Consider the following 25,665-nt stretch of genomic DNA (forward strand, 5'->3'; position numbering starts at 1 on the left):
CCCGTGTCCCGCGCGCGTCGGGACGGTACGAACGCGAGCCGTCCGATGACCCGCCCCTCTAGGGAGGGTGCCCACCCTGCGGGCGGGCACCGACAACGTCGGCCGAATCCGTGATCGGTAGGAGCGACGCGGCTGACAACGTCGGGGACATGGCCGCACCCGACTACTCCGACGTCGTGTTCTCCGTCCACGACACCGGCGACCACATCGTGCGGGAACGGCCGCGCGGCGGCGCCGGAGCCTGGACGTTGCTCGTCCTCGCCTGCCTGGTCCTGCTGGCCACCCTGCCGGTCGCGCTCATCGTGCTCTTCGTGCTGATCGCGAGGGAGCACGGGTTCGGTTACGTCGCCCTGCGCGCCGGCCCGCCGGCCGTGGTCGTGCTGGCCGCTGCGATCGCCGTCAACGCGCTGGGTGAGCGACTGACCGGCCGGTCCAGCGCCGGGACCCGGCTGATGCTGGGCGTCGGGCTACTGGGGTTCGGCGCCACCATCACGGCGCCGCTCGAGGAAGCGTGGTCCGACACCGGCTCGAACCTGCCGGTGCTGATCGCCGCCACCATCCCGGGCTCGGTCGCGGTGGCCGGGGTGATCCTGATCGGCCGTGCGATCACGCTGGCCCGTGGCGCGCTGCGCCGGCAGGAGCGCATGCGGCAACTGCGCGCCCGGGGCCATCGAGTCGACGGCGTCCTGGAGTCGGTGCGGTTCCTGAAGACCTGGGCGGGGTCGCAGCCGGAGTTCGAGGTCGTCGCCGGTTACGCGGGGGAGCACCGGGTGACCGCACGGCTGCTGACCGAGCCCGAGCGCGTGCCGCTGCCGGGCGCTCGGCTGTGGGTGCACACCGACCCGGCCGCTCCCGGCGACACCGACGTGCTGATCGAACTGGACCCGGCGGCGCCCGTCGAGTTCGACCCGCGGGGAGAGGACTACCGGCGGCCCACGGGCGACAGCGGCGGAGGAGGTGGCGGATGAGGCGCCGCGTTCTCATCGTGCTCGCGCTGGTCGTCGCGGCACTGGGCGCCGGTGTCGCCGCGCTCGCCGCCGACGGCGTCGACGGTCCCACGCGGCCGTCGCTGGACCTCGCGGTCACCACGGTCGACGGCCGCGACGTCGCCGTCGTCGCGTACCGGCACGAGGCCGGCGGCACGATGGGCGGCATCCTGTGGATGTTCTCGCGGGAGGTCACCGTCCGGGTCACGGCCGTCGACCTCGAGACCGGCGACCACCTCTGGGACCGGCAGCTCTCCGCCGCGTACCCGGCCATCGAGGCCGGCGTGCTCGCCGCCGGCGCCGGCTACGCGTACGTGACCACCGACGACGGCCTGGTGATCCTCGGCCTGGACGACGGCGACGTGGTGGCTCGCGGCGACGGTGTCGACGGGCTCGGCGCGGCGTATCTCGCCTCGCGCACCGCCTACGCCCATGACGCCGCGACGGACGCCGTCGTCACCCTGACCTCGGGCGGCGAGGTTATGGCGATACCAGTCGGGGCGACGACCGCTGGGCCCGCCGACCCGGGGGCCGCGGCCCGCTGGCGCGACGTCCTGAACGTCGACGACGAGCGTGACCTGTACGGCAACCAGCCGGGCACGACGTCGAAGAGCGCTCTCGCCGCGGACGGCAGCTCGATCGACCTCAACACCTGGGCCACCCGGACCGACTTCTTCCTGCTCGACACCCGCGCCGAGCGGTACGGCGTCGCCGCGGGGTCCGGGTTCTACGTCCTGGAGGCGCTGGAGCAGCCGCACTCGTCGCTGACGGTCGTCGACCCGGAGACGTACGAGCCGGCGCACACGTACCGGTTGCCCGGGACGTTGCGGCAGGTGGTGAACGCGCCCGGCGGCCGGGTGCTGATCCTCACCGAGAACGACGAAGACACCGGCCTGCTGGTCGTGGTCACCGCCGCCGGCTTCACCGAGTTCATGGTTGGCGACCCCGGAATGCGGTGGTTCTGATGCGACGGCGCCTGGGCGCGGCCGCGATGGCCGTGATGATCGTCGTGCTCGTCCTCGGCGCGTACGTCGTGCCGGGCTTCGTGATCCGGACGACCGCGTCCATCGAGGGGCGGCCGTTCTTCACGACCGTCGACGGGCGCGACGTCGCGCTGATCGGCTACGACGACGACGGCATGCCCGGCCTGCGGCCCGGTGGCCTGGGCACGGGCGTCCTGGCCGTCGACGTCGCGACGGGGGAGACGGTCTGGGACGCGGAGCTGCCGGAGGCGACGTGGAGTCCGGAGGTCGTCGCGGCCGGTGAGCGGTACGTGTACGTGCGGCACACGTTCGGCGTGGCGATCATCGAGCTCGACGACGGCGACACCGTGGCGAGCGATGAAGGCATCGACGGGCTCGGCGACGAGGTGCCGCACGGCCGCTGGGACAACTACGTGTACGACCCGCGGCGCGAGGCCGTGCTCTTCGCGACCGACGACGGCGACACCCGTCAGTTCCCGCTCGACGAGACCGCCGCCGTGCCGGCCGACGATGCCACTCGCGACACGTGGGGGTGCCAGGTCGGCCGCGAAGGTGGCGCCGCGCCCATCACCTACGACGTGACCCGTCCGGTGGCCGAGACCGGCGACATCGGGCTCGTGCCGCCGGACGGCACGCCGGCCGGGCTGGCGATCACCCGCCTGCACGTCGTCGAGGACGGGGTTCAGCGCGAGCTGTCGCCGGTCGACTTCTACGCCGCCGGGCTGGTGCAGGAGGTCGTCCCGAAGCTGCCGCCGGAGCGGGCCTGCGTCGGCCTGGACTGGCCGTACGACCTCTTCGAACCCGGCGACGAGGCGGTCCTGACGACCGCCGGCCTCGCCACCGGGCACGTCGTCGTCCAGAGCAGCGCCGGCCCCAACGACGAGGAGAACCGGCGGCTCACCGTGGTCGACGTCGAGACCGGCGCCATCACCGCCACCCTCGACGTGCGCGGCGGCGTCGAGTCGGCCTCCACGGCTCCGTCCGGCGAGCTCGTCCTGATCGTCGAGGCCGGCTGGGAGGGACCGTTCGGCTCCCCGGGTGGCCCGTGGCCCACCGACCACGTCGTGATCGTCGGCGCCGACGGCGCCGTCCGCGACATCGTCGTGGCGGAGAAGGGCTGGTTCGGGCTCTGACCACCTCGGGTCAGCGTCGCCAGAGTCGACTCGCGTCCTGCCAGTGCCCCTGGGCGCCTAGATGTGTCAGCGGGACAGCTCGGACGGTGGGGAACGACCTCACTACGGCCGGCAGCAGCGTGGTTCGTCCGAGCCGAAGTCGATCCAGCAGGAACTGGATCAAGGTCAGCTGGCCGTAGGTACGGTTCCACGACGTCGTGGCGGAGTCGAGATCCGGATGCGACCCGACGGGAGGCAGTTTCGGAACGATGGTGTGCACTCTGTTGAAGAGGCGGCCATGATGTGCGCAGGTGTTGCGTACGAGGTTGAGGGACTTGAGCCAGCTCTCGAGCTGTGGCGCCCGGAGTCCGCACACCGCGGCGATCTCGTCCTGCACGCGACGCGGAGCGAACCCGAACAAGTAGGTCAGACCGCCCCAGTCCAGGACTTCGACGGCCGCCCAGACGGGGAGTGTCCCGCCGTACTTTCCGTAGTGGTGGGCGACGAAGTCTTCCCGCGACGAGGTCAGTGCCGCCTGGTAACCGTCGAGCCACCTGCGGTAGGTACCTCCGCGTAGCGCCCTCGGGCCCAGCTTGCTCGGATCAAGGTGGATGCACGGGTCGAGCCGGCCGAGCTCGTGACCGAGCAGCGCGCGTATCGCCAGTTCGATCGGGGCGAGGGCGGAGAAGGTGGCTGCTCTCAGGGCCGCATCGAAGTCGTAGAGCGCGACCACATCCGTCAGCCGGGTGTCGGGGAAGAAGTCGTCGCCGCGTTCGGTTCCGTCCCATCGCCGGAACGGGTACCAGTAGCCGCTGAGGCGGTAGTAGTTGACCCGGCGAAGAACCTCGATCGCAGCGTCTCGGTCGCCGACGTCCATGCCACGTCGACACAGCAGGTCGACCTGCTGCTCAAAGGTTTGGTATGCCTTGACCACGACTGCAACCGTCCCGGCCAGGAAAAAAAATGAGGACCGGCCCTGGACCCACGAAATGGGCGGAACCGGTCTTGGTGATGTCGATCTTAGTCGACCCACTGTGACCATGCAACGTCAGCGCTCGTTGCGGACGGGCTCGACCTGCCAGTTCGTGGGACCGTCGGGCAGCAGGACCTGCCACTGGCTGATGGACGAGGCACGGAGGAGGTAGCCGCCCTCGGCCTCGGGGCCGAACAGCTCGGTCGCCGGCAGCACCCGGCGGCTGCCGATGCGCTTCTGCGCGGCCTCGCGCGCGTCGTCGTCGTGCCTGAGCACGTCCAGCCAGGTGTGGAAGGCGGCATGCAGCCGTCCCGCCTGGGCGTCGCCGGCCCGGGTCTCGATGGCGATCCGGGACGGGTCGGTGCCCTCGTTGGCCTCCAGCCGCAGGGTGCTCAGGAACGTCTGGACCATGATTCCCTCACGGTTGATCCGCTCGTAGAGCTCCCGCAGGTAGCGGGGGTGGTCGCGCTTGCCGCGCACGTACGACACCGGCGCCCAGCACAGCCCGGCCACGCCCAGCCCGAGCAGCAGGAACCAGGGCGGCCAGTATGCGATCAGCCCCAGCCACGCCGGCGCCGAGCCGTCGAATGGGTCGAGCGGCCGCTGGTAGCGCATCAGGTGCAGGCCGACCGCGAGGCAGAACGCGCCGCCGACGCCGTACATCACCGGCATGGCCAGGTATTCGCCACGCCGCGGCAGCAGCCGGGTGAAGGTCTCGAAGTCGGAGAGGTCGGGCGGGTTTCGGCGCCGCGACGACGGCGCCGGGCCATCGGCCGGTGTGCGCCGCCAGGCCGCCGCGGGGTCGCCGGGCCACGAGTGCTGCGTCATGCCGGCATCGTCGCGGCGGGGCCGCGCCTACCGATCACAAGGTCAGCGGGCGGCGCGGGCCTCCATGGCCTGCCGGTAGAGCCGTCCGGCGCGGTACGACGAGCGCACCAGCGGCCCGGACATGACGCCGGCGAAGCCGAGCTCCTCGGCCTCGGCCTGCAGCTCGACGAACTCCTCGGGCTTCACCCACCGCTCGATCGGGTGGTGGCGCACCGACGGGCGCAGGTACTGCGTGATGGTGATGAGGTCGCAGCCCGCGCCGTGGAGGTCGGCCAGCGCCTGGGAGATCTCCTCGCGGGTCTCGCCCATGCCCAGGATGAGGTTCGACTTGGTGATCATGCCGGCGGCGCGGGCGATGGAGATGACGTCCAGCGAACGCTCGTACCGGAACGCCGGCCGGATGCGCTTGAAGATGCGCGGCACGGTCTCGACGTTGTGCGCGAACACCTGCGGCTCGGCGTCGAACACCTGCTGCAGGAGGTCGGCCTTGCCGGAGAAGTCGGGGGTGAGGATCTCGACCCCGGTGTTCGGGTTGAACTTGTGGATCTCGCGGATGGTCTCGGCGTACAGCCAGGCGCCCTCGTCGGGCAGGTCGTCGCGGGTGACGCCGGTGACCGTGGCGTAGCGCAGGCCCATGGCCTGGACCGACTCGGCGACCCGGCGCGGCTCGTCGCGGTCGAGGTCGTCCGGCTTGCCGGTGTCGATGAGGCAGAAGTCGCAGCGGCGGGTGCAGTGGTCGCCGCCGATGAGGAACGTCGCCTCGCGGTCCTCCCAGCACTCGAAGATGTTGGGACAGCCGGCCTCCTGGCAGACCGTGTGCAGGCCCTCGCGTTTCACCAGCGACTGCAGCTCGCGGTACTCCGGGCCCATGGTCGCCTTCGTCTTGATCCAGGAAGGCTTCTTCTCGATCGGCGTCTCGGCGTTGCGCACCTCGAGGCGCAGCAGCCGACGTCCCTCCGGCGCGACAGTCACCACTCCACCCTACGTCTGCGGCTGCAGCGCGAGCAGCTCGTCGAGGTGACCTTCGACATACGGCAGCGCCTCGGCGACGGTGACCCGGCGGCCCAGCTCCTGCGACAGCGTGGTGGTGCCGGCGTCGCTGATGCCGCAGGCGACGATGCGGTCGTACCAGCCGAGGTCGTTGTCGCAGTTGAGGGCGAAGCCGTGCATGGTGACGCCCTGGGCGACGCGCAGCCCGACGGCGCCCAGCTTGCGGTCGGGGGCGCCGTCGCCGGGCTGGATCCAGACGCCGCTGCGGCCGTCGACCCGGACCGCGTCGACGCCGAAGTCGCGGCAGACGTCGAGCATGAGCTGCTCGACGCGGCGGACGTAGCCGATGACGTCGTATGGCTCGGGCAGCTTGAGGATCGGGTAGCCGGTGAGCTGACCCGGCCCGTGCCAGGTGATCTTGCCGCCGCGATCGACATCGATGACCGGCGCACCGGCATCCAGCAGCGGCCGTTCCTCGGGCGTGGTGCGCTTGCCCGCGGTGTAGACCGCCTCGTGTTCCAGCAGGACGACGGTGTCGCCGATCTCGCCGGCCACCCGTGCGGCGTGCAGCCGCCGCTGCTCGTCCCACGCCTCCTGATACGGCACGAACCCGTCATGCCGGATGATCCGTAGCTCGCCCACGGACGTCGAGCCTACGCCCGCCGGGAAGTCCTGCGGCAACCGCGCGGTTGGCACCTGTCGTGGCGACCTTCCGCGGAGTACCCCTGTCCGTCCTCGACCTCGCGCCCGTCGTGACCGGCTCCACGCCGTCCGCCGCGCTGGCGCAGACCCTGGAGCTGGCCCGGCACGCCGATGACCTCGGCTTTCGCCGCTACTGGATGGCCGAGCACCACAACATGCCGGGCATCGCCAGCTCGTCGCCGCCGGTCCTCATCGCGGCGGTGGCCGCGGCGACGACGTCGATGCGGGTCGGGTCGGGCGGCGTGATGCTGCCGAACCACATGCCGCTGGTCGTCGCCGAGCAGTTCGGCACGCTGGCGGCGCTGCACCCGGGCCGCATCGACCTCGGCATCGGCCGCGCACCCGGCACCGACGGGCTGACGGCGCACGCGCTGCGCGGCAGCAGCGACCCCCGGCTGGTCGAGGAGTTCCCCCAGCACCTGGCCCAGGTCCGGGCGTTCCTGTCGGGGGAGTGGCCGGACGATCACCCGTACGCCGCGATCACGGCCACGCCGGGCCGCGGCGAGGACGTCCCCGTCTGGCTGCTCGGGTCCAGCGACTACAGCGCCCGGGCCGCGGCGGCGCTCGGGCTGCCGTTCTCCTTCGCCCACCACTTCAGCGCCGCGAACACCGTCCCGGCGCTGCAGCTGTACCGCGACGGCTTCCAGCCGTCGGCCGCGCTGGCGGCGCCGTACGCGATGGTCGCGGTCAGCGTCGTCCTCGCCGACGACGACGAGCGCGCGCAGTGGCTGGCCGGTCCGATGAAACTGTCGATGCTGCGGCTCCGGAGCGGCGCGCCCGGCCCGCTGCCCACGCCGGAGGAGGCCGCGGCGCACGAGTTCGCCCCCGCCGAGCTGGAGCTGCTGGCGCCGTTCCTCGGCGGCCAGATCGCCGGCGGCCCCGACACCGTCCGGCGGGAGCTGTCCGCGCTGGTGGAGCGTACCGGCGCGGACGAGCTGATGGTCGTCACCACGGTGACGCCGCACGCCGACCGGCTGCGCTCGTACGAGCTGCTGGCCGCTCTGCGGCCCTGACGCGTCCCACCCACACTGACGTTTCGGCGTGCCCCGGAAGGGCGCGGCCGTTACGTTGAAACGCGACATTGCTGTGGGTGAAGAGAGGAGAAGTGCCCCTACGGGGTACGCCATCCGACGTGACTGCTGAACGAGGAACGACCACCACCTCCCGCTCCGACGCGTCATCCGCCGCGGAGAGACGTCCGACCGACAAGATCGTCTTCGGCATCGCCGGCGGCATCGTGCTCGCGTTCGTGATCTGGGGCTTCGTCGACACCGACTCGCTGGCCAGCGCCTCGTCCGAGGCGTTGTCGTGGATCACGCACAACGCCGGCTGGGCGTTCGCGCTGACCGCCACCGGGTTCGTCGTCTTCATTCTCTGGGTGGCGTTCAGCCGGTATGGGCGCATTCCGCTCGGCGCCGACGGCGAGCGGCCGGAGTTCCGCACGTCCTCCTGGGTCGCGATGATGTTCAGCGCCGGCATGGGCATCGGCCTGATGTTCTTCGGCGTCAACGAGCCGCTGACGTTCTTCACCACCGACCCCGTGCCGGGGACCGGCGAGCCGGAGAGCATCGAGGCGATGAACACCGCCATGGCCACGACGCTGTTCCACTGGACGCTGCACCCGTGGGCCATCTACGCCGTCGTCGGCCTGGCCATCGCCTACGGCACGTTCAGGCGCGGCCGCAGCCAGCTGATCAGCTCGGTGTTCACGCCGCTGCTGGGACGGCGGCGCATCGAGGGCGGCTTCGGCCGGGCGATCAACGTCTTCGCGATCTTCGCGACGGTGTTCGGCACGGCCGCGTCGCTGGGCCTGGGCGCGCTGCAGATCGGCAGCGGCCTGCAGGAGGTCGGCTGGCTCAACGACGTGAGCACCGGGCTGCTGGTGGCGATCATCGCCGTGCTGACGTTCGCGTTCGTCGCGTCGGCGGTGTCGGGCATCGAGCGCGGCATCCAGTGGCTGTCCAACACGAACATGGTGCTGGCCGCGGTGCTGGCGTTCTTCGTGTTCGTCGCCGGCCCGACGATCTTCATCCTCAACCTGCTCCCGACCGCCATCGGCGACTACTTCGCCGACCTCGCCGAGATGGCCGCCCGCACCGAGGCCAGCGGCGGCGACGCCATGCAGGAGTGGGTGTCCGGCTGGACGATCTTCTACTGGGCCTGGTGGATGTCGTGGACCCCGTTCGTCGGCATGTTCATCGCCCGCATCAGCCGCGGCCGCACCATCAGGCAGTTCGTCGTGGGTGTCCTGCTGGTGCCCAGCGTCGTCAGCGTGGTCTGGTTCTGCATCTTCGGCGGCACCGCCATCGACCTGCAGCGCGGCGGCGAGGACATCGCCGGCACCGCGGAGAATCCGACCGGGCAGGAGGAACAGCTGTTCTCCGTGCTGCAACACCTGCCGATCACGACGATCGCCAGCGTGCTGGTGATGCTGCTGGTGGCGATCTTCTTCGTGTCGGGCGCCGACGCCGCGTCCATCGTCACCGGCACGCTGTCGCAACGCGGGTCGATCGAGCCGTCGAAGGGCGTGGTCGTCTTCTGGGGGCTGCTCATGGGGGCCGTGGCGGCGATCATGCTGATGATCGGCGAGGGCGGCTCGACGGCCTTGGACGGCCTGCAGAACATCACCATCCTGGCCGGGGCGCCGTTCATGCTGGTGATGGTCGGCGTCTGCGTGGCGCTGGCCAAGGACCTGCGCACCGATCCGATGATGCTGCGCGAGGACCGCGGCGTCGAGGCCGTCGAGCAGGCCGTCGACTACGGGCTGGAACGCTACGACGGTGAGTTCCACCTGCAGGTGAAGAGCGGCGTCGACGGCGTGGCGCCGGGGGACGATCCAGAGCCGCGCCGCTGAGACTCAGAGGCGTTCGGCGGGGAGCGCGGTCTCCTTGGCCTCCCCGCCGGACGCCTCGACCAGGTAGCCGCCGGCGCCGTCGCGCTCGGTGAACACGCCGGCCGGCTCGGTGCCGCGGTACAGCACGCCGGCGCCGTCGTCGGTGGCGAACGACGTGGGCAGCTCGCCACTGGCGACCATGCGGTGCAGCAGCGGCCGGCGCTGCTCCTCGGAGTCGTAGTGGACGCCGTTGCCGTACGGCAGCAGCGCGAGGCCGTCGGTGACGGCGCGCAACTGCGGGCCGAAGGAGTCGGTGGGGCCGCCGACGTGCCAGCAGATCGAGCCGGCCGACACCCCGGCCAGCACGACGCCGGCCTCCCACGCCTCGCGCATGACGTCGTCGAGGCCGTGCAGCCGCCACATCGCCAGCAGCCCGGCGACCGACCCGCCGCCGACCCACAGCACGTCCTGCGCCAGCACGTGCGCCCGGATGTCCTCGACGTTCGGCATCGGGAACAGGCTCAGGTGCGACACGTCGACCGACCAGCCGGCGAACGCCGCGTACGTCCGCTGCACGTAGAGCGTGCTGTCGCCGGACGCCGTGGGGACGAAGCACAGCTTCGGCCGCTCGGCCTCGGTGAGCTGCAGCGCGAGCCGCGCCAGCCCGGCCGGGCGGAGGTTCTCGCGCGCGTCGTACGCGAACCCGCCGCTGGTGGCGAGGATCGTCGGCGTGCGGGTCATCGGGCCTCCTGGTCGGGGACGAGCGGGCGGCGGGCGCGCCGACGACGGTAGCCGATGACCGCCGTCACGACGGCGACGGCCGCGACCAGCGCCGCCGTGGCCGCCAGTGGCGCCGCCGACGCCACCGTCACCGCTCCCCAGATGACGCCCAGGCCGCCGACCGTCCAGATGACCGCCCACAGGGCCGACCCGACGAGCATGGCGGCGAGGTAGCGGCCGAACGGCATGCGGGTGGCGCCGGCGACCGCGTTGACCGCCGTCTGCACGCCGATCGTCAAGAACGAAAGTGTGACGGCGACCGGCCCGTAGCGCCCGACGATCCGCTCGGCGCGGTGTAGCCGGTCGCGGCCGAGGCGCTCGCCCCAGCCCGACCGCGCGATGCCCGTCCCCGCGGCCCGGCCCAGCCAGTACGTGGCCTGAGCTCGGGCGACGACGATGCCGAACATGACGGCGATGCCCAGCCAGAGCGGCAGGCCGAACGGGCTCTCGGGCGCGGCGAGCGGCGTGACCCCGTCCATGTCTCCGATCGTAATCAGCTTCGTGACACGGCCGATGCGGCATCCGTGCGCCAGGTTGTGACACGGCCGATGCGGCATTCGGGCGTGGGGTTTGCAACGATAAGCAAATGCAGGGTCTCGAGACTCCCGCGGGTTACACGATCACCCGGCGGCTCGGCTCCGACGCGTCGGCCATGTACCTCGCGCGAGAGGACGCCACCGGTGCGTCCGTGACCCTGCGCTTCGTCGGCCAGGTCGGTCCGCAGGTGCGCGATCGGCTGCGGCTGGCCGCGCAGGCCCTGCGTACCGTCGACCACCCGCACGTCATCCCGTTCCTCGACGTCGTCGACGGTCCCGGCGGCATCGTCGTCGTGCTGGGCGCCGCCGAGGGCGGCAGCCTGGCCGGCATCATCGGCGCCCGCGGCGTGCTGCCGGCCGGCGAGGTCGTCACGGCGTGCGCGCCGGTCGCCGAGGGGCTGGCCGAGCTCCACCGCCGCGGCATCGTGCACGGCGACCTCACCCTCGACGACCTCGTCTTCAGCCTCGACGGCCGGCCCATGGTCGCCGGCGTCGGGCTGGTGCAGGCCGGCGTGCCGCTGCGGGTCGGCCAGCGGGCCCGTCCGGTGCCGCCGGAGGTCCAGGCCGGTTCGCCGCCCGGGCCGCCGGCCGACGTGTACGGGCTGGTCACGGCCGCGGTGGTGGCGCTGACAGGGTACCTGCCGTCCGCGCGGCTGGCGCTGCCCGCCGTCCCGCCGGCCACGCAGGCGCTGCTGGCCAGCGCGCTCGACCCCGCGCCGAACCGGCGTCCGCCCGTCAGCAGCATCGGCAACGTGTTCTTCGCCGTGGCCGACCCCGCGCCCGTCGAGCTGGTCCTCGAGGAGAACCACGCCACTACCGGCACCATGCGGCGCGTCGTCGACGCCCCGGTCATGGGCGCCGACGACGACGTCGCCGCGTTCATGGGCCGCTCCACCTCGACCGGCCGCCGCGCGCGTCGTCGCGCGGAGGCGCCCGAGCCGTCCGAGGCGCTGCCGTCCGGCGCTGTGGGCGGTCTGGCGGCGCCGGCGGGTGCCGGCCCGGCCACGGTGCCCGGAGGGGCCGGGGCGAGCCCCACGGCGCCCACCGGCCCCATCCGCACGCCGCGCCGTGGACGTCGCGGCCGTAGCGAGGAACCGCCGCCGTCGGGCCCGCCCTCGGGTCCGCCGACGGGCCCGGCAGCGGCTCCGCCCTCGGGCCCGCCGCCCGGCGAGCGTCCCCCCGCCCGCCGTCCCGCGGCTGCGGCTCCGGGCGGCCGCGCGGCCGCGGCCGCGGCCGCTCCGGCGGCGAAGGAGTCCCGCCGGGGCGCCCCACCGCCCCCCGACGACGACGCCCCGCCGAAACGCAAGGACCGCCTCTGGATCGTCAGCACCCTGGTGGCGCTCCTGCTGGTCGCGGGCGTGGCGATCGTCGGCTGGCGCATCTTCGGCGATGACACCCCGACCGACGGCCCGGCCAGCGGCTCCAGCCCCGACTCCGAGGCGTCGACCGACCTCTGCGGCGGTCCGCAGCCCGCGCCCACCGTCCCGCCGCCCACCGTCACCGACTGGACCCAGGAGGTGCAGCGCCTGTACTCGCTGCGGGCGCAGGCGTTCGAGGACGGCGACCCCGAGCTGCTCTGCCAGGTGCACGCCCCCACCAACCCGACCCTCACCGACGACGCCGAACTGCTCCAGGAGTACGACGACGCCGGCGTCCACACCGACGGCCTCACCTTCGAGGTCGTCAACGCCGAGGTCGTGTCCCAGGAAGGCGGCCGGGCGACGGTCACCATCACCCAGCGCACGCCCCCCTACACCCTCGTCGACGACGACGGCGGGGTCGAGCAGGAGATGGAAGGCTTCGAGGAGCAGACCTGGGAGGCCGACCTCGTCGCGGTCGCCAATCCCGACGGCACCAGCTCCTGGCGCTTCGGCTAGCCCGCGCCCTTCGCGGTGCGACGTTGTCGGTGCCCGCCCGTAGGGTGGGCACCCTCCCTAGAGGGGCGGGTCATACCTACCCCAACGCGACGCTCGCGCAGCGCCCTCGTTGACCCGCGGTCCGCGCCGCTTCCATGCCAGGTCGCCGGTCCCAGGCCGGCTGCTGGGCGACGTGCCCTGGCTCTCGCGCCATGATCATCCAGGTTTTGGGGTGCTATCACGCCCCGAAACCTGGATGATCTTGGAGCAGCACCGGCCAGCGAACACCAACCCACAGCGGAGTCGGTAGCCGACCCACGAGCGGACCAGGCTGCGGCCAGCGGACCGGGACCAACAGCGGAGTCGGTAGCCAATCCCACCCAGCGAGGGTGAGAGGCCGGCGGGGCTGAGGTGGCACAGAGGTAGGAGCCGGGCCCATTGTTCGGCCGGCCCCCTGACGCTGCTTTTCACGGGGGCGCGGGCGGCCGGGTCAAGCGGTCCTCTCGTCGCGCGAAGCGCCAACACAGAGGTCCGCTTGAGGCGGCCTCCCGCGCCCCCGACCATCGAGAGCAGCAGGGGGCAGGCCAACGGTACGAACCCAGCCAACGAGACCCCAACGAACCGAGACCCCAACGAATCGAGACCTCACAGAGCGGAGCGAATGATCGCCCGCACCTCCGGATGCTCGAACTCGAACCCGGCCTCGCTGAGCCGCGTCGGCACGACGCGCAGGCTGCCGAGCAGTTCCGACGACGCCTGGCCGATGGCGATCTGCAGGGCGAACCCGGGCACGGGCAGCAGCCGCGGCCGGTGCAGTTCGGCCGCGAGCACCCGGCTGAACTCGCCGTTCGACACCGGCTCGGGCGCCGTCACGTTGTAGGGGCCGACGCAGCCGTGCTGCTCGACGAGGAAGCGGAGGGCCCGCACGGTGTCGTGCAGGGAGACGGGGCTCCAGAACTGCTCGCCGTTGCCGAAGTGGCCGCCCAGCCCGAGCCGGAACAGCGGCAGCAGCGGCTTCAGCGCCCCGCCGCCGGGCCCGATGACGAGGCCGAAGCGCGGGTGGCAGACGGCGATGTCGGCGGCGCGGGCGGGCTGGGCGGCGTGCTCCCAGTCCTGGCACAGGCCGGCGAGGAAGCCGTCGCCGGGACCGGACTCCTCGTCGAGCAGTTCGCGGCCGCGGTCGGGACCGTAGTAGCCCATCGCCGACGCGCAGACGAACACCCGCGGCCGTACGGACAGGCCCGTCAGCGCGGACGCGAGCACCGTCGTCGAGCGGATGCGGCTGTGGTGGAGCTGCCGCTTGAACCGGCGGGTCCAGCGGTGTGAGCCGACGTTGACGCCGCCGAGGTGCACGACGGCCTCGACGTCGGTGAGGCGGGCGAGGGGGACCACGCCCTGCTCGGGGTCCCACCGCGCCTCGTTCGCGGCCGCCGGGGCGTGCCGCACCAGCCGCACGACCTCGTGACCGGCGGACTCCAGCCCGGCGACCAGCGCCGACCCGACGAAACCGCTGGAGCCCGCGACAGCGACCCGCACGGGGTCAGAGGCCCAGGTCGGCCTCGAACCGTCCGCCCTGGAGCCGCTGCTTCACCGTGGTGAGGAAGCGGGCGGCGTCGGCGCCGTCGACCAGCCGGTGGTCGTAGCTGAGCGCGAAGTACACCATGTGCCGGACGGCGATGGTCTCGCCCAGGTTGGGGTCGTCGATGACCATCGGACGCTTGACGACGGCGCCGGTGCCGAGGATGGCGACCTGCGGCTGGAAGAAGATCGGCGTGTCGAACAGCGCGCCCCGGCTACCGGTGTTGGTCAGCGTGAACGTGCCGCCGGTGATCTCGTCGGGCGTCAGCTTGCCGGTGCGCGCCTTCTCGGCCACCTCGGCGATCTTGCGCGCCAGCCCGGCGATGTTGAGGTCGCCGGCGTCCTTGACGACCGGCACCAGCAGGCCCTGCTCGGTGTCGACGGCGATGACGAGGTTCTCGCGGTCGTGGTAGGTGACCTCGCCCTTCTCGACGTCGATCGAGGCGTTGATCTTCGGGTGCTGCTTGAGCGCCTCGATCGCGGCCTTCGCGAAGAACGGCAGGAACGACAGCTTGACGCCCTCGCGCTGGGCGAAGTCGGCCTTGACGCGGTCGCGCAGCCGGGCCAGCGTCGTGATGTCGATCTCGACGACGCTGGTGAGCTGCGCGGTCTCCTGCAGCGACTCGTGCACGCGCTTGGCGATGACCTTGCGCATGCGGGTCAGCTTCTCGGTGGTGCCCCGCAGCGGCGACGGCTCGACCGTCTCGGGCGCGGCGGCCGGCTGGGCCGCCGCAGGTGCGGCGGACGGGGCCGGCTGCGCGGCGGCGGCCTTCGCGGCCTCGGCCGCGGCCAGCACGTCCTGCTTGCGGACCCGGCCGCCGATGCCGGTGCCCTGGACGGTGCCGAGGTCGATGCCGTGCTGGCTGGCCAGCTTGCGCACCAGCGGCGTGACGTACGGGGTGCCGTTGCCGGACGGCGCCGCGGGGGCCGCCGGGGCCGGGGCCGGAGCGGCCAGGGCCGCTGCGGGCGGAGCCTGCGTGGCGGTCGCCTGCGGCCCCGGGGTCTGCGGCGCCTGCGGGACCGGAGCGGGTGCGGGGGTGGACGGGGCCGGCTGCGGCTCGGGGGCGGGCGCGGGCGCCGCCTCCTGGGCCGGCGCCGGTGCGGCGGGAGCGGGCGCCGCGGCGGCCGCGCCGTCACCCGTGCCGACCAGCGCGAGCACCGCGCCGACCTCGACGGTCTCGTCCTCGGCGACCTTGATCTCCAGCAGCGTGCCACCGACCGGCGACGGGATCTCGGTGTCGACCTTGTCGGTGGAGATCTCGAGCAACGGCTCGTCGACGGCGACGGTGTCGCCCGGCTGCTTGAGCCAGCGGGTGACCGTGCCCTCGGTGACGCTCTCGCCCAGCGCCGGCAGCGTGACCTCGGTGCTCTCGCCGCCGCCGTTGCTCGCCGCCGCGGTGGGCGCCGGCTCGGCGGCGGGCGCCTCCTCAGCGGGCGCTTCAGCGGGAGCCGGCGCCTCCTCAGCGGGAGCTTCAGCCGTAGCAGCCTCCGCCGGAGCCTCCTCGGCCGCCTGGCCGCCGCTGCTGCCGTCGCCCGCGGACTCGCCCGCCTCACCGATGACCGCCAGCTCGGCGCCCACCTCGACGGTCTCGTCCTCGGCGACCTTGATCTCCAGCAGCGTGCCACCGACCGGCGACGGGATCTCGGTGTCGACCTTGTCGGTGGAGATCTCGAGCAACGGCTCGTCGACGGCGACCGTGTCACCCGGCTGCTTGAGCCAGCGGGTCACTGTGCCCTCGGTGACGCTCTCGCCGAGTGCGGGCAAGGTGACGGAGGTTGCCATCGAATGTCCTCTCGAGTCCTACGTACGGTCCGTCGCTACAAGGCCGAGGCAAGCTTATGCCCCGGCAGGTCAGCCGTGGACGTGCAACGGCTTGCCGGCCAGTGCGAGGTGCGCCTCGCCCAGCGCCTCGCTCTGGGTGGGGTGCGGGTGGATGAGCTGGGCGACCTCGTCCGGCATGGCCTCCCAGTTGTAGATCAGCTGCGCCTCGGCGATGAGCTCGCCGACCCGGGCGCCGACGAGGTGCAGGCCGATGACGGGCCCGTCCTTCTCGCGCACGAGCTTGGCGAAGCCCTGCGTCTTGAGGATCTGGCTCTTGCCGTTGCCGCCGAGGCCGTACTCGAGCGTCTCGACCTTGTCGTCGCCCAGCCGCTCCTTGGCCTGCGCCTCGGTGAGGCCGACGGAGGCGACCTCGGGGTCGCAGTAGGTGACCTTGGGGATGCCGAGGTCGTCGACGGGCACCGGGTTGAGGCCGGCGATCTCCTCGGCGACGAAGATGCCGTGCGCGAAGCCGCGGTGCGCCAGCTGCAGGCCGGGGACGATGTCGCCGACGGCGTACACGTTCGGCACCGACGTGCGCAGCCGCTCGTCGGTGACGACGAAGCCGCGGTCCAGCGTGACGCCGTTCTCCTCGTAGCCGACCCCGTCGGTGACCGGGCCGCGGCCGACGGCGACCAGCAGCACCTCGGCGTCGAGGGTCTCGCCGTTCTCCAGCGACACGGTGACGCCGCCGTCGTGCTTCTCGACGCCGGCGAACCGCACACCGGTCTTGAAGCCGATGCCGCGCTTGCGGAAGACCCGCTCGACGACCTTCGAGGCGGACGCGTCCTCGGCCGGGACCAGCCGGGGCAGCGCCTCGACGATGGTGACGTCGGCGCCGAAGGAGCGCCACACGCTGGCGAACTCGACGCCGATGACGCCGCCGCCGAGCACGACCGCCGACTTGGGCACGCGGTCGAGCCGCAGCGCCTCGTAGCTGCTGATGACCTGGGTGCCGTCGATGTCGAGACCGGGCAGCGACCGGGACCGCGACCCCGTGGCCAGGATGATGTTGCGGGCCTCGTAGCGGGTGCCGCCGACCTCGACGGCGTTGGGCCCGGCGAGCTTGCCCTCGCCCTCGATGACGGTGACCTTGTTGGCCTTGAACAGGCCCTGCAGGCCCTTGTACATGCGGGCGACGACGCCGTCCTTGTACGTGTTCACGCCGGGCATGTCGATGCCGTCGAACGTGGTCTTGACGCCGAACTGCTCGCTGTCGCGCGACTGGTCGGCGATCTCGGCGGCGTGCAGCAGCGCCTTGGTGGGGATGCAGCCGTAATGCAGGCAGGTGCCGCCGAGTTTGTCCTTCTCGACCAGGGCGACCTTCATGCCCAGCTCGCTGGCGCGGAACGCCGCGGCGTAGCCGCCGCTCCCGCCGCCCAGGATGATGACGTCGAAACCGGCAGTGTCGGCCACGGTGGTGCTCCTCGGTGTCGTCGTTGTGCTCTCTACCGCGTCAACAGCATCCTTCCATTCGCTGTTCCGACACCATTCACCGGACCGGGACGTTGCACTGTGAGCAGGTAGTGTCTGGTTTCCACCCGGCGAACGAACTCGGAGGTCGAGGCAATGGGGTTGTTCCGGCGACGGCGGAAGAGCGCCGAAGGCAGCTTGGATCGTGCTGCCGACTCCGCCGACGTCAAGCACCTCGAGGAGTTCGCCCGCACCCGCCGCGGCGTCGAGGCGTTCGTCGAGCCGCCGACCACCATGACGGCCACCACCGTCGTCTTCGTCGCCCACGACGGCGAGTGGACGCGGCGCCGGGTGCGCGACGCCGCCGCGGCGCACGGACTGGCCCGCAAGCTGGGCATCCCGGCCTACGACGCGCAGGTCGTCGGCTACCCGCAGCGCATGCGCGAGTGGAATCGCAAGAACGGCGGCCGCGGCGCCTGACCCGTCCGCCGCGCGTCGCTGCAGGTGAGAGCTACTGCTCCGCACGCTTTGCAATGAGCACTAGGACGCACCGGTGCGTATCGGTGCTCATTGCAAAGCGTGCCGGGGCGCCGCCGCTCGGCGCCGCCCGCACGACCGCCGTCCCGGGCGGAGCCGTCAGATGTCGGCGGCGACGTCCTCGACCAGCTGCACCAGCGTGCGCACGGCAGCGCCGGTGCCGCCCTTCGGGGTGTAGCCGAACGGCTTGTCGCTGAACGCCGGCCCGGCGATGTCGAGGTGCGCCCAGCCGATGCCGTCGGCGACGAACTCCTGCAGGAACAGCCCGGCCTGCAGCGCGCCGCCCCAGCGGTCGCCGATGTTGGCGATGTCGGCGATGGGGGAGTCGAGCTTCTCGCGCAGCTCGACCGGCAGCGGCAGCGGCCACATGGCCTCGCCCGCGCGGCCGGCGACGTCGTGGATGCGGGCGCCCAGGTCGTCGTCGTTGGCCATGATGCCGGAGACCCGCTTGCCCAGCGCGACGACGGCGGCGCCGGTCAGCGTGGCGACGTCGACGATGAGGTCGGGCTCGTCCTCGGCGGCCCGCACGATGCCGTCGGCCAGCACCAGGCGGCCCTCGGCGTCGGTGTTGAGCACCTCGACGGTCTTGCCGCCGTAGATGGTGATGACGTCGGACGGACGCTGCGCGCTGCCCGACGGCATGTTCTCGGCCATGGCGGCGTAGGCGGTGACGGCGACCTTGGTGCCGAGCTGGGCGATGGCGTGCACGGCGGCGATGACGGCCGCGGCGCCGCTCATGTCGCTCTTCATCTCGACCATGCTGTCGGCGGGCTTGAGTGACAGGCCGCCGGAGTCGAACGTGATGCCCTTGCCGACGAACGCGACGTGCTTCTTCGCCCGCGACGGCCGGTAGGCGACGCGGACCAGCCGCGGCGGGTTGGCCGAGCCCTGGCCGACCCCGATGAGGCCGCCGTAGCCGCCCTTGGCCAACGCCTTCTCGTCGAGCACCTCGACGTCGAGCTTGGCGCTCTTGGCCAGCTTCGTGGCGGCGTCGGCGAACGTGGCGGGGGTGAGGTCGCGCGGCGGGACGTTGACCCAGTCGCGGGCGCGGTTGACGGCGGCGGCGACGGTCTCGGCACGGGCGACGGCGTCCTTGACGCCCTTGGCCTTGACGCCGGGGCCGATCAGCGTGACGGAACCGACCGGCGCCGTCGGGTCGCCGCTCTTGTACTGGTCGAACGTGTAGGCGCCGAGCGTGATGCCCTCGGCGACGGCGGCGGCGTCGGCCTCGTCGAGCACCGGCAGCGCGACGGCGGCGGACTGCTGGCCGGCCAGGGCGCGGGCGGCGGCGCCGGCGGCCCGGCGCAGCGACTCGTGCCGGGCGGGCGTTCCCGCCTCGGCCAGCGGACCGGTCCCGACGGCGACCAGCAGGCCGGCCTTCGCGGCGCCCATCGCCGGCAGCTTCGTGACCTCGTCGGCCTTCCCGGTGGCGCCGAGCTGACCCAGCAGCTTCGCCAGCGAGCCCTTCAGGGCCTTGTCGAGGGATTCGCTGCCCGGCAGCAGGACGACGTCGTCGTCGCCCGGGGCCACACCCACGACGACGGCGTCGACCTTGAGGCCCGTCGGGGCGGCGGAGGACAGGGCAATGCTGGTCACGGTTCTCCTGACGTCGCGCGTGTTTCAGTCGATTCGCCCGATGCTACCGCCGGGTCACCTCGTGTCCGGCCCGCGGTGCGAACACCGTCAGCGCCTCGGCGTCGGAGTGGACGGTACGCGCGTACTCGTCCGCCCACGTGGCCCGGTCCGGATACCCGCTCGCCGCCACGACCGCGTCGCCCAGCGCGTCCGGGTCGATCGCGGTGCGCCGCAACGACACCACGCCGTCGTGCAGCAGTGCCCAGTGCGGCCCGGGCCGGCCGTAGGGCATGCCGACGCTGCCCGGGTTCACCACCAGGCGGCGGTCGACCAGGCGCTGGAACGGCATGTGGGTGTGGCCGCAGACGACCGTGCGCACGTCGCCGGGCACCGTCGAGAGCACCTCCGCCCAGCGGGCGAGCGAGCTGTCGACCAGCACGACCTCGTCGTCGTCGCGGGGCGTGCCGTGGCAGAACAGCACCGGCCCGAACCCGCCGACGTCCAGCGTCACCGGGTGCGGCAGGTTCGCCAGCAGCTCGACCTGGTCGGCGCGCAGCTGCTTACCGGCCCAGTCGGAGACGTCGATCCTGGACGTCCCGCCGCGCGCGACGGCGACCAGCTCGCGGTCGGCGTTGCCGCGCACCCACACCACCCGCTCGCCCTCGGCGACCACCCGGTCCAGCGTCTCGACGGGCAGCGGCCCGGCCGCGATGTCGCCGGTCAGCACGATGCGCTCGGCCGACCGCACGTCCGGCTCGGCCAGCACCGCCTCGAGCGCAGGGAGCGCGCCGTGGACGTCGGACAGGACAGCGACGGAGGCGACCATGCGCCGAGGGTAGACCCCGTATGGTGTGGCCGTGACGACCGACGACCTCGCCAGGACCTCCCTGTACGACCGCCACGTGGCGCTGGGCGCCAAGTTCGCCGAGTTCGGCGGCTGGTCGATGCCGCTGCAGTACACCGGCATCGTCGACGAGCACACGGCCGTCCGCGAGCGGGCCGGCCTGTTCGACGTCAGCCACCTCGGCAAGGCGTCGGTCACCGGGCCGGGCGCGCGGGCGTTCGTCGACTCGTGCCTGACGAACGCGCTGGAGAAGATCGGGCCGGGGGAGGCGCAGTACACGCTGTGCTGCGACGAGTCCGGCGGCGTGGTCGACGACCTCATCGTGTACCTGCGCGCCGACGACGACCTGCTGCTGGTGCCCAACGCCGCCAACAACGCCGAGGTGGTCCGCCGGCTCGCGGCCGCCGCGCCCGCCGGCGTCGAGGTGCGCGACCGGCACCGCGACTTCGCCGTCCTCGCCGTCCAGGGCCCGAACAGCGACGAGGTGCTCGACGCGCTCGGGCTGCCGACCGGCCACGCGTACATGTCGTTCGCCGAGGCCACCCACGACGGCGTCGCCTTGGTCGTGTGCCGCACCGGCTACACCGGCGAGCGCGGCTACGAGCTGCTGGTCCCGTGGGACGACGCCGGGCGGGTGTGGGACGCGCTGCTGGCGGCCGGTTCCGGGTTCGGCATCGCGCCGGCCGGGCTGGGCGCCCGCGACACCCTGCGCACCGAGATGGGCTACCCGCTGCACGGCCAGGACCTCTCGCTGGACATCTCGCCGGTGCAGGCGCGGGCCGGCTGGGCGGTCGGCTGGTCCAAGCCGGCCTTCTGGGGCCGCGACGCGCTGCTGGCCGAGAAGGCGGCCGGGCCGGCCCGCCGCCTGCGCGGCCTCAAGGCACGCGGCCGCGGCATCCCGCGTCCGGGCATGACGGTGTCCGTCGACGGCGAGCCGGCCGGCACGGTGACGTCCGGGACGTTCTCGCCGACGCTGAAGCAGGGCATCGGGCTGGCGCTGCTGCCGCCCGGCGTCGCCGACGGCGCCGACGTCCAGGTCGACGTCCGCGGCCGGGCCGAGACGTTCGAGGTGGTCAAGCCGCCGTTCGTGCAGCCGTCGACGAAGACGGGCTGATCAGCCCTCGGCGACGTCGAGCCGCTTCGGCGCGGATCGCAGCGGCGACAGCCAGGCGATGATCGCCGCGAGCACCAGCGACAGCTGGCAGACCAGCACCGCCTCGTCGGTGTCGAAGACGCCGGCCAGCGCGCCGGCCGCGACCGCGCCCAGCGGGTAGCCGACGCCGAAGGTGGCCATGCGCCCGGCCGTCATGACGCGGCTCATCAGCCGCTCCGGCGTCACCTGCTGGCGCAGCGTCACCGAGATCGTCGCGATGACGAGGTACATCAGCGACCACCCGGCGATCGCCAGCGCGCCGGTCAGCCAGGTCTCCGCGAGCGCGACGGTGACGCCGGAGGCGGCCGCGAACGGCAGCACGATCAGCGCCGCCCGCGCCCCGCCGAAGGCGCGCATCAGCCGGGGCATGAGGATGCTGCCGACGACGGCGCCGATGCCCCAGGCGCCGAACAGCATGCCGAGCCGCCAGTCGCCCTCCTGGACGCCGAGGGTGCGGTCGGCCCAGACGACGAGGATGGCCATCAGCGACCCGGCGCTGAACGCCACCAGCACGCCGATGACGATCATCACCCGGATGATCTCGTGCCGCAGGATGAACCGGGTGCCCTCGGCGACGGCGGACAGCCGCAGCGTGCTCTGGGCCGGCCGCGCGCCGGTCAGCGGCCGGACGATGCCGCGGATCAGCAGCGCCGACGCGACGAACGTCAGCACGTCGATGGCGATGATCGACGCGGGCGAGATGACCACGATGAGCGCGCCGGCGAGCGTCGGCACCACCGTCTCGGCGACCGTACTGCCGCCCGCCACCAGCGCGTTCGCCGCGGGCAGCCGTTCTCGCCCGACGAGCGTGGGCAGCGCCCCCTGGTTGGCGGCGTCGAAGAACACGTAGATGGTGCGGACGACGAACGCGGCCACCAGCACGTGGACCGCGGTGAGGGAGTCGAACCAGAACGCGACCGGCACCGTGGCCAGCGCGATCGCCGCCATGAGGTCGGCGCCGACCATCATCCGGCGCCGGTCGGCGTGGTCGGCCAGCGCGCCCGCCCACAGGCCGAACACCAGGTACGGCACCGCCTCGGCGACGATCACCAGCGACGTCCACGTGGCCGACCCGGTGATGCCGTAGATGAGGACCGGCATGGCGATGAAGGTGACTGCCGAGCCGGTCAATGAAACGATGCGCGCCGCCACGTACCGGAAGACGTCCGGGTCGCTGAGCAGACGCTCGCGCCTTGCGGGCGCTGAACTACCCACGTCGATGAACTCCCGCCCCCCGCGAACTGAACTTTACGCGGAAGGCAACAGCATGACGCGTGTCTTGTCAAGAAGCCCGGATGGAGACCGAGGGCGCGTCGTTGCCGTCCCCTGCGCGGCAACGACGCGCCCTTGTACCCGTCAAGACAGAGCAGCCGCCGGGTCATGACGCCGGGATCGATGTGACGTGGAGCACATCGGGCCCGGTCGACGGTCCGCGACCGGCGGACCGTACTGTCAGGCGGAGTGAAGGCGTCGATCGGGAGGCGAAGATGAGCTGGACGTGGCGGTTCCTGGCACCGGACGGAGCCCCCTCCGCCGGCGTCGACGACGGCGCGGGACGCTCCGAGGCCGGGTTCCCGACCCAGTCCGACGCCGAGAGCTGGCTCGGCGAGCACTGGCGCGAACTCGTCGAAGCCGGCGTCGACTCCGTCGTGCTGGTCGAGGAGGGCCGCGAGGTCTACGGCCCGATGAGCCTCGCCCCGCCTGACTGACCGGCAGCGGCCGCTGTCTGCCCGGCGGGGCGGCTTCGCTCGCGCCGGTGGGCACCTCGAGCTGAGTGGTCCTCGGCGTGGCCGAGCCGCGTCGAGCTCCCTGCGCGGCGAGCCGCCCCCTGGGGCGCCGCAGTGTTCCACGACCACGGCGATTCCAGCGCGCGGCGACGTTGTCGGTGCCCGCCCGTAGGGTGGGCACCCTCCCTCGAGGGGCGGGTCATACCTACCACGCGCGCCACGCACGCACGTCGCAGCGGGCGCGGCGGGGCCGGACCACACCGGACCGGCCCGCCGCGAACCACCTGCTAGTACCTCGGCGACCTCTTGGCGGTCTCGGCCGCGTCGGTGACGACGGCGTCGCCGAGGACGTCGTCGATGGCCTTCAGAAGATCGGCCTCCAGCGTGACGCCGCTGGCGGCGACGTTCTCGGTGACCTGCTCCGGCCGCGACGCGCCGACGATGGCGGCCGCGACGTTCGGGTTCTGCAGTACCCACGCGACCGCCAGCTGGGCCAGCGAGAGCCCGGCCTGCTCGGCCAGCGGCTGCAACTGCTGCACCCGGCCGAGGATGTCGTCGGTCAGCAGGCGCCGCCCGATGTCGGAGCCACCGCTGGTGAGCGCGCCGCGCGAGCCGTCCGGCGGCGCCTGGCCGGGCCGGTACTTGCCGGTCAGCACACCCTGGGCGATGGGGGAGAAGACGATCTGGGAGACGCCGACGTCCTCGGCGGCCGGGATGACCTCGGACTCGATGACGCGCCACAGCATGGAGTACTCGGGCTGGTTCGAGATGAACGGGATGCGCAGCTCGCGGGCCAGCGCGTGGCCCTGCCTGAGCTGGTCGGCGGTCCACTCCGAGACGCCGATGTAGAGCGCCTTGCCGGACCGGACGACGTCGGCGAAGGCCTCCATCGTCTCCTCCAGCGGTGTGGCGGCGTCCCACCGATGCGCCTGGTAGAGGTCGATGTAGTCGACGCCGAGGCGGCGCAGTGAGTTGTCGACGGACTCGAGGATGTGCTTGCGCGACAGCCCGCGGTCGTTGGGGCCGTCGTGCCCGGCGGGCCAGAACACCTTGGTGAAGATCTCCAGCGACTCGCGCCGAAGGCCCGCGAGCGCCCGCCCGAGGACCTCCTCGGCGCGGCCGGCCGCGTAGACGTCGGCGGTGTCGAACGTGGTGATGCCGGCGTCGAGGGCCGCACGCACGCAGGCGACGGCGGTGTCGTCCTGCACCTGGGAGCCGTGGGTGATCCAGTTGCCGTACGCGATCTCACTGATCTTGAGGCCGGATCGGCCGAGGGTGCGAAATTCCATGCACGGGAATCTATCGGCTCAGTCGCCGGAGGCGAGGTCCAGGTCCTTGGTGAAGAAGCGGCTGAACTCGGCCTCGCTGTAGTAGCCGTACGGCTCGGTGTCGGTGTACCCGCTGGACTGGTAGAGCGACATCGCCTCGGGCTGCTTGAGCCCGGTCTCGAGGACGACGCGGTGGTAACCGGCCCGGACGGCCTGCGCCTCCAGCTCGGCCAACAGCCGCCGCGCGTGGCCGCCGCCGCGGTGCTCGTGCGCCACGTACATGCGCTTGATCTCGGCAACGCCGTCGTCGTGCTTGCGGAAGCCGCCGGTGGCGACCGGCTCGTTGCCGACGAAGCCGACGAGGAACAGGCCCTCGGGCGGGGTGAACTGCTCGGGGAGGATGGGACCCTCGTCGGGGTCGCCGTAGCGCTCGGCGTACTCCAGCTGCAGCTCACTCTCCAGTGCCCGCACGACGGGGTCGGAGTAGCGCAGCGCGCGGATGAAGAGGCCGGTGTCGTCACGGTCGGCCGTGGGCGCCGTGCTCACACGAGCGTCCCGGGCTTGACCTGGGGCTTGGGCAGCCGGAGCCGGCGGAGCTGGGTGGCGCGGGTGACGGCGTAGAGCACGTGTCCCTTCCCGGGGTCGTCGGGGAAGCGCTTGCGCACCTCACGCTTCACCCGCATGCCGAGAATCGTCAAGTCGACGATGAGCAGCACCATGACGCCGAGCCAGATGATGGTGGACGCGAACTGGACGACCGGGATGCCGATGAGGCTGGTCAGCAGGATGACCAGGATGAGCGGCAGGAAGAACTCGGCCACCGTGCGCCGGGAATCGACGTAGTTGCGGACGAACCGCCGCACCTCACCCTGGTCGCGCGCGAGGTAGTGCTTCTCGTCGCCGGTGTTCATGGCCTGGCGCGTCTTGGCGCGGTCGGCACGCATGCGCTCGCGGTCGCGGCGCATGGCCTCGCGCCGGTTCAGCGCGGGCCGGACCCGCTGCTTGCGGGCCTTCTCGGCCTCCGAACGCTTGGGCGTCGGACGGCCCTTTCCGGACGTGCGGGCGGCGTCGTCGGCGTCGGCTTCGACGGGGACGTCGGCGGTCTCGGGAGAAGTTCGGCGACGGAACACGTCTACCAGGGTAGGACAGTATTCATACCGGCCCTGCCACGC

General features: G+C 72.5%; 24 protein-coding genes. 9 read left to right on the forward strand and 15 right to left on the reverse strand.

Features of this window, described 5'->3' with window-relative positions:
• Positions 1-149: 149 nt before the first annotated feature.
• From BLV02_RS09455 to BLV02_RS09465, 3 genes are read left to right on the forward strand one after another with little or no spacing between them, the layout of a single operon-like run.
• Positions 150-968 carry a hypothetical protein gene (locus BLV02_RS09455; protein WP_069115231.1) on the forward strand — a complete coding sequence of 273 codons (819 nt, stop codon included), beginning with the start codon at positions 150-152 and terminating at the stop codon, positions 966-968.
• Positions 965-1,951 carry a PA2928 family protein gene (locus BLV02_RS09460; RefSeq protein WP_069115232.1) on the forward strand — a complete coding sequence of 329 codons (987 nt, stop codon included), beginning with the start codon at positions 965-967 and terminating at the stop codon, positions 1,949-1,951. Before BLV02_RS09455 ends, BLV02_RS09460 begins: the two co-directional genes overlap by 4 nt.
• Positions 1,951-3,102, forward strand: a complete 1,152-nt coding sequence (locus BLV02_RS09465; protein WP_069115233.1) for a PA2928 family protein — start codon at positions 1,951-1,953, stop codon at positions 3,100-3,102. The genes BLV02_RS09460 and BLV02_RS09465 overlap by 1 nt, the downstream gene beginning before the upstream one ends.
• A gap of 10 nt (positions 3,103-3,112) precedes the next feature.
• Here the strand turns inward: BLV02_RS09465 and BLV02_RS09470 are convergent, their stop codons facing one another.
• From BLV02_RS09470 to lipB, 4 genes are all read right to left on the reverse strand, one after another.
• Positions 3,113-3,958 (reverse strand): Abi family protein, encoded by an 846-nt coding sequence (locus tag BLV02_RS09470; RefSeq protein ID WP_083289295.1) that lies wholly within the window; start codon positions 3,956-3,958, stop codon positions 3,113-3,115.
• A 171-nt stretch (positions 3,959-4,129) separates the two neighbouring features.
• A complete protein-coding gene (locus BLV02_RS09475; protein ID WP_069115234.1) occupies positions 4,130-4,882 on the reverse strand; it encodes a hypothetical protein in 753 nt (250 codons plus the stop codon).
• 42 nt (positions 4,883-4,924) lie between these two features.
• Positions 4,925-5,854, reverse strand: coding sequence for a lipoyl synthase (gene lipA, locus BLV02_RS09480; protein ID WP_069115318.1), 930 nt, complete (start codon positions 5,852-5,854; stop codon positions 4,925-4,927).
• Between the two features lie 9 nt (positions 5,855-5,863).
• A complete protein-coding gene (lipB, locus tag BLV02_RS09485) occupies positions 5,864-6,514 on the reverse strand; it encodes a lipoyl(octanoyl) transferase LipB (RefSeq protein ID WP_083289278.1) in 651 nt (216 codons plus the stop codon).
• Positions 6,515-6,573: 59 nt separating this feature from the next.
• Between lipB and BLV02_RS09490 the strand changes: the two genes are divergently transcribed.
• Both BLV02_RS09490 and BLV02_RS09495 read left to right on the forward strand, forming a co-directional pair.
• A complete protein-coding gene (locus tag BLV02_RS09490) occupies positions 6,574-7,587 on the forward strand; it encodes an LLM class flavin-dependent oxidoreductase (protein ID WP_069115236.1) in 1,014 nt (337 codons plus the stop codon).
• Positions 7,588-7,706: 119 nt separating this feature from the next.
• Complete coding sequence (locus BLV02_RS09495; protein ID WP_083289279.1) at positions 7,707-9,428, forward strand: BCCT family transporter; 1,722 nt, start codon at positions 7,707-7,709, stop codon at positions 9,426-9,428.
• Between the two features lie 3 nt (positions 9,429-9,431).
• Here BLV02_RS09495 and BLV02_RS09500 read toward each other — a convergent pair whose 3' ends face one another.
• On the reverse strand, positions 9,432-10,148 hold the full coding sequence (locus BLV02_RS09500; RefSeq protein ID WP_069115237.1) for a Type 1 glutamine amidotransferase-like domain-containing protein: 717 nt from the start codon (positions 10,146-10,148) through the stop codon (positions 9,432-9,434).
• The gene (locus tag BLV02_RS09505) at positions 10,145-10,666 is read right to left on the reverse strand and encodes a DedA family protein (RefSeq protein ID WP_069115238.1); all 522 of its coding nucleotides are present in this window, start codon (positions 10,664-10,666) and stop codon (positions 10,145-10,147) included. Before BLV02_RS09505 ends, BLV02_RS09500 begins: the two co-directional genes overlap by 4 nt.
• Positions 10,667-10,773: 107 nt before the next feature.
• On the opposite strand from BLV02_RS09505, the gene BLV02_RS09510 reads away from it, so the two are divergent.
• Positions 10,774-12,600 carry a serine/threonine-protein kinase gene (locus BLV02_RS09510; RefSeq protein WP_069115239.1) on the forward strand — a complete coding sequence of 609 codons (1,827 nt, stop codon included), beginning with the start codon at positions 10,774-10,776 and terminating at the stop codon, positions 12,598-12,600.
• A 624-nt stretch (positions 12,601-13,224) separates the two neighbouring features.
• Here BLV02_RS09510 and BLV02_RS09515 read toward each other — a convergent pair.
• From BLV02_RS09515 to lpdA, 3 genes are all read right to left on the reverse strand, one after another.
• Positions 13,225-14,115, reverse strand: coding sequence for a TIGR01777 family oxidoreductase (locus BLV02_RS09515; RefSeq protein ID WP_069115240.1), 891 nt, complete (start codon positions 14,113-14,115; stop codon positions 13,225-13,227).
• Positions 14,116-14,119: 4 nt separating this feature from the next.
• Complete coding sequence (gene sucB / locus BLV02_RS09520) at positions 14,120-15,940, reverse strand: 2-oxoglutarate dehydrogenase, E2 component, dihydrolipoamide succinyltransferase (RefSeq protein ID WP_069115241.1); 1,821 nt, start codon at positions 15,938-15,940, stop codon at positions 14,120-14,122.
• A 69-nt stretch (positions 15,941-16,009) separates the two neighbouring features.
• A complete protein-coding gene (gene lpdA / locus BLV02_RS09525; protein ID WP_069115242.1) occupies positions 16,010-17,392 on the reverse strand; it encodes a dihydrolipoyl dehydrogenase in 1,383 nt (460 codons plus the stop codon).
• A 153-nt stretch (positions 17,393-17,545) separates the two neighbouring features.
• On the opposite strand from lpdA, the gene BLV02_RS09530 reads away from it, so the two are divergent.
• Positions 17,546-17,869, forward strand: coding sequence for a hypothetical protein (locus BLV02_RS09530; RefSeq protein ID WP_069115243.1), 324 nt, complete (start codon positions 17,546-17,548; stop codon positions 17,867-17,869).
• A 156-nt stretch (positions 17,870-18,025) separates the two neighbouring features.
• Here the strand turns inward: BLV02_RS09530 and BLV02_RS09535 are convergent, their stop codons facing one another.
• Both BLV02_RS09535 and BLV02_RS09540 read right to left on the reverse strand, forming a co-directional pair.
• Positions 18,026-19,522: a leucyl aminopeptidase gene (locus BLV02_RS09535; RefSeq protein ID WP_069115244.1), complete on the reverse strand. Its 1,497-nt coding sequence runs from the start codon at positions 19,520-19,522 to the stop codon at positions 18,026-18,028.
• 43 nt (positions 19,523-19,565) lie between these two features.
• Positions 19,566-20,327, reverse strand: coding sequence for a metallophosphoesterase family protein (locus BLV02_RS09540; RefSeq protein ID WP_069115245.1), 762 nt, complete (start codon positions 20,325-20,327; stop codon positions 19,566-19,568).
• 25 nt (positions 20,328-20,352) lie between these two features.
• On the opposite strand from BLV02_RS09540, the gene gcvT reads away from it, so the two are divergent.
• Entirely contained in the window at positions 20,353-21,459 is a 1,107-nt protein-coding gene (gcvT, locus tag BLV02_RS09545) for a glycine cleavage system aminomethyltransferase GcvT (RefSeq protein WP_069115246.1), read from the forward strand.
• On the opposite strand, the gene BLV02_RS09550 is transcribed toward gcvT, so the two are convergent.
• Positions 21,460-22,713, reverse strand: a complete 1,254-nt coding sequence (locus tag BLV02_RS09550) for an MFS transporter (RefSeq protein ID WP_281243370.1) — start codon at positions 22,711-22,713, stop codon at positions 21,460-21,462.
• 272 nt (positions 22,714-22,985) lie between these two features.
• On the opposite strand from BLV02_RS09550, the gene BLV02_RS09555 reads away from it, so the two are divergent.
• Positions 22,986-23,207 (forward strand): hypothetical protein, encoded by a 222-nt coding sequence (locus tag BLV02_RS09555; protein ID WP_069115247.1) that lies wholly within the window; start codon positions 22,986-22,988, stop codon positions 23,205-23,207.
• A gap of 305 nt (positions 23,208-23,512) precedes the next feature.
• Here the strand turns inward: BLV02_RS09555 and BLV02_RS09560 are convergent, their stop codons facing one another.
• The 3 genes from BLV02_RS09560 to BLV02_RS09570 are packed head-to-tail and all read right to left on the reverse strand — an operon-like array spanning position 23,513 to position 25,623.
• On the reverse strand, positions 23,513-24,514 hold the full coding sequence (locus BLV02_RS09560) for an aldo/keto reductase family protein (RefSeq protein WP_069115248.1): 1,002 nt from the start codon (positions 24,512-24,514) through the stop codon (positions 23,513-23,515).
• A gap of 18 nt (positions 24,515-24,532) precedes the next feature.
• A complete protein-coding gene (locus tag BLV02_RS09565; protein WP_216094623.1) occupies positions 24,533-25,039 on the reverse strand; it encodes a GNAT family N-acetyltransferase in 507 nt (168 codons plus the stop codon).
• The gene (locus BLV02_RS09570; protein ID WP_069115249.1) at positions 25,036-25,623 is read right to left on the reverse strand and encodes a DUF3043 domain-containing protein; all 588 of its coding nucleotides are present in this window, start codon (positions 25,621-25,623) and stop codon (positions 25,036-25,038) included. The genes BLV02_RS09565 and BLV02_RS09570 overlap by 4 nt, the downstream gene beginning before the upstream one ends.
• Positions 25,624-25,665 lie beyond the last annotated feature (42 nt).

Origin of the sequence: Jiangella alba (genome assembly GCF_900106035.1) — a bacterium.
GTDB lineage: Bacteria > Actinomycetota > Actinomycetes > Jiangellales > Jiangellaceae > Jiangella > Jiangella alba.

Excerpts from the sequence above, each read along its gene's own strand:
- BLV02_RS09465 (WP_069115233.1), top strand. The coding sequence starts at position 1,951 with ATGCGACGGCGCCTGGGCGCGGCCGCGATGGCCGTGATGATCGTCGTG.
- sucB (WP_069115241.1), bottom strand. The coding sequence starts at position 15,940 with ATGGCAACCTCCGTCACCTTGCCCGCACTCGGCGAGAGCGTCACCGAG.
- BLV02_RS09500 (WP_069115237.1), bottom strand. The coding sequence starts at position 10,148 with ATGACCCGCACGCCGACGATCCTCGCCACCAGCGGCGGGTTCGCGTAC.
- BLV02_RS09475 (WP_069115234.1), bottom strand. The coding sequence starts at position 4,882 with ATGACGCAGCACTCGTGGCCCGGCGACCCCGCGGCGGCCTGGCGGCGC.
- BLV02_RS09455 (WP_069115231.1), top strand. The coding sequence starts at position 150 with ATGGCCGCACCCGACTACTCCGACGTCGTGTTCTCCGTCCACGACACC.
- BLV02_RS09510 (WP_069115239.1), top strand. The coding sequence starts at position 10,774 with ATGCAGGGTCTCGAGACTCCCGCGGGTTACACGATCACCCGGCGGCTC.
- BLV02_RS09540 (WP_069115245.1), bottom strand. The coding sequence starts at position 20,327 with ATGGTCGCCTCCGTCGCTGTCCTGTCCGACGTCCACGGCGCGCTCCCT.
- BLV02_RS09530 (WP_069115243.1), top strand. The coding sequence starts at position 17,546 with ATGGGGTTGTTCCGGCGACGGCGGAAGAGCGCCGAAGGCAGCTTGGAT.
- BLV02_RS09460 (WP_069115232.1), top strand. The coding sequence starts at position 965 with ATGAGGCGCCGCGTTCTCATCGTGCTCGCGCTGGTCGTCGCGGCACTG.
- BLV02_RS09555 (WP_069115247.1), top strand. The coding sequence starts at position 22,986 with ATGAGCTGGACGTGGCGGTTCCTGGCACCGGACGGAGCCCCCTCCGCC.
- BLV02_RS09470 (WP_083289295.1), bottom strand. The coding sequence starts at position 3,958 with ATGGACGTCGGCGACCGAGACGCTGCGATCGAGGTTCTTCGCCGGGTC.
- BLV02_RS09505 (WP_069115238.1), bottom strand. The coding sequence starts at position 10,666 with ATGGACGGGGTCACGCCGCTCGCCGCGCCCGAGAGCCCGTTCGGCCTG.
- BLV02_RS09560 (WP_069115248.1), bottom strand. The coding sequence starts at position 24,514 with ATGGAATTTCGCACCCTCGGCCGATCCGGCCTCAAGATCAGTGAGATC.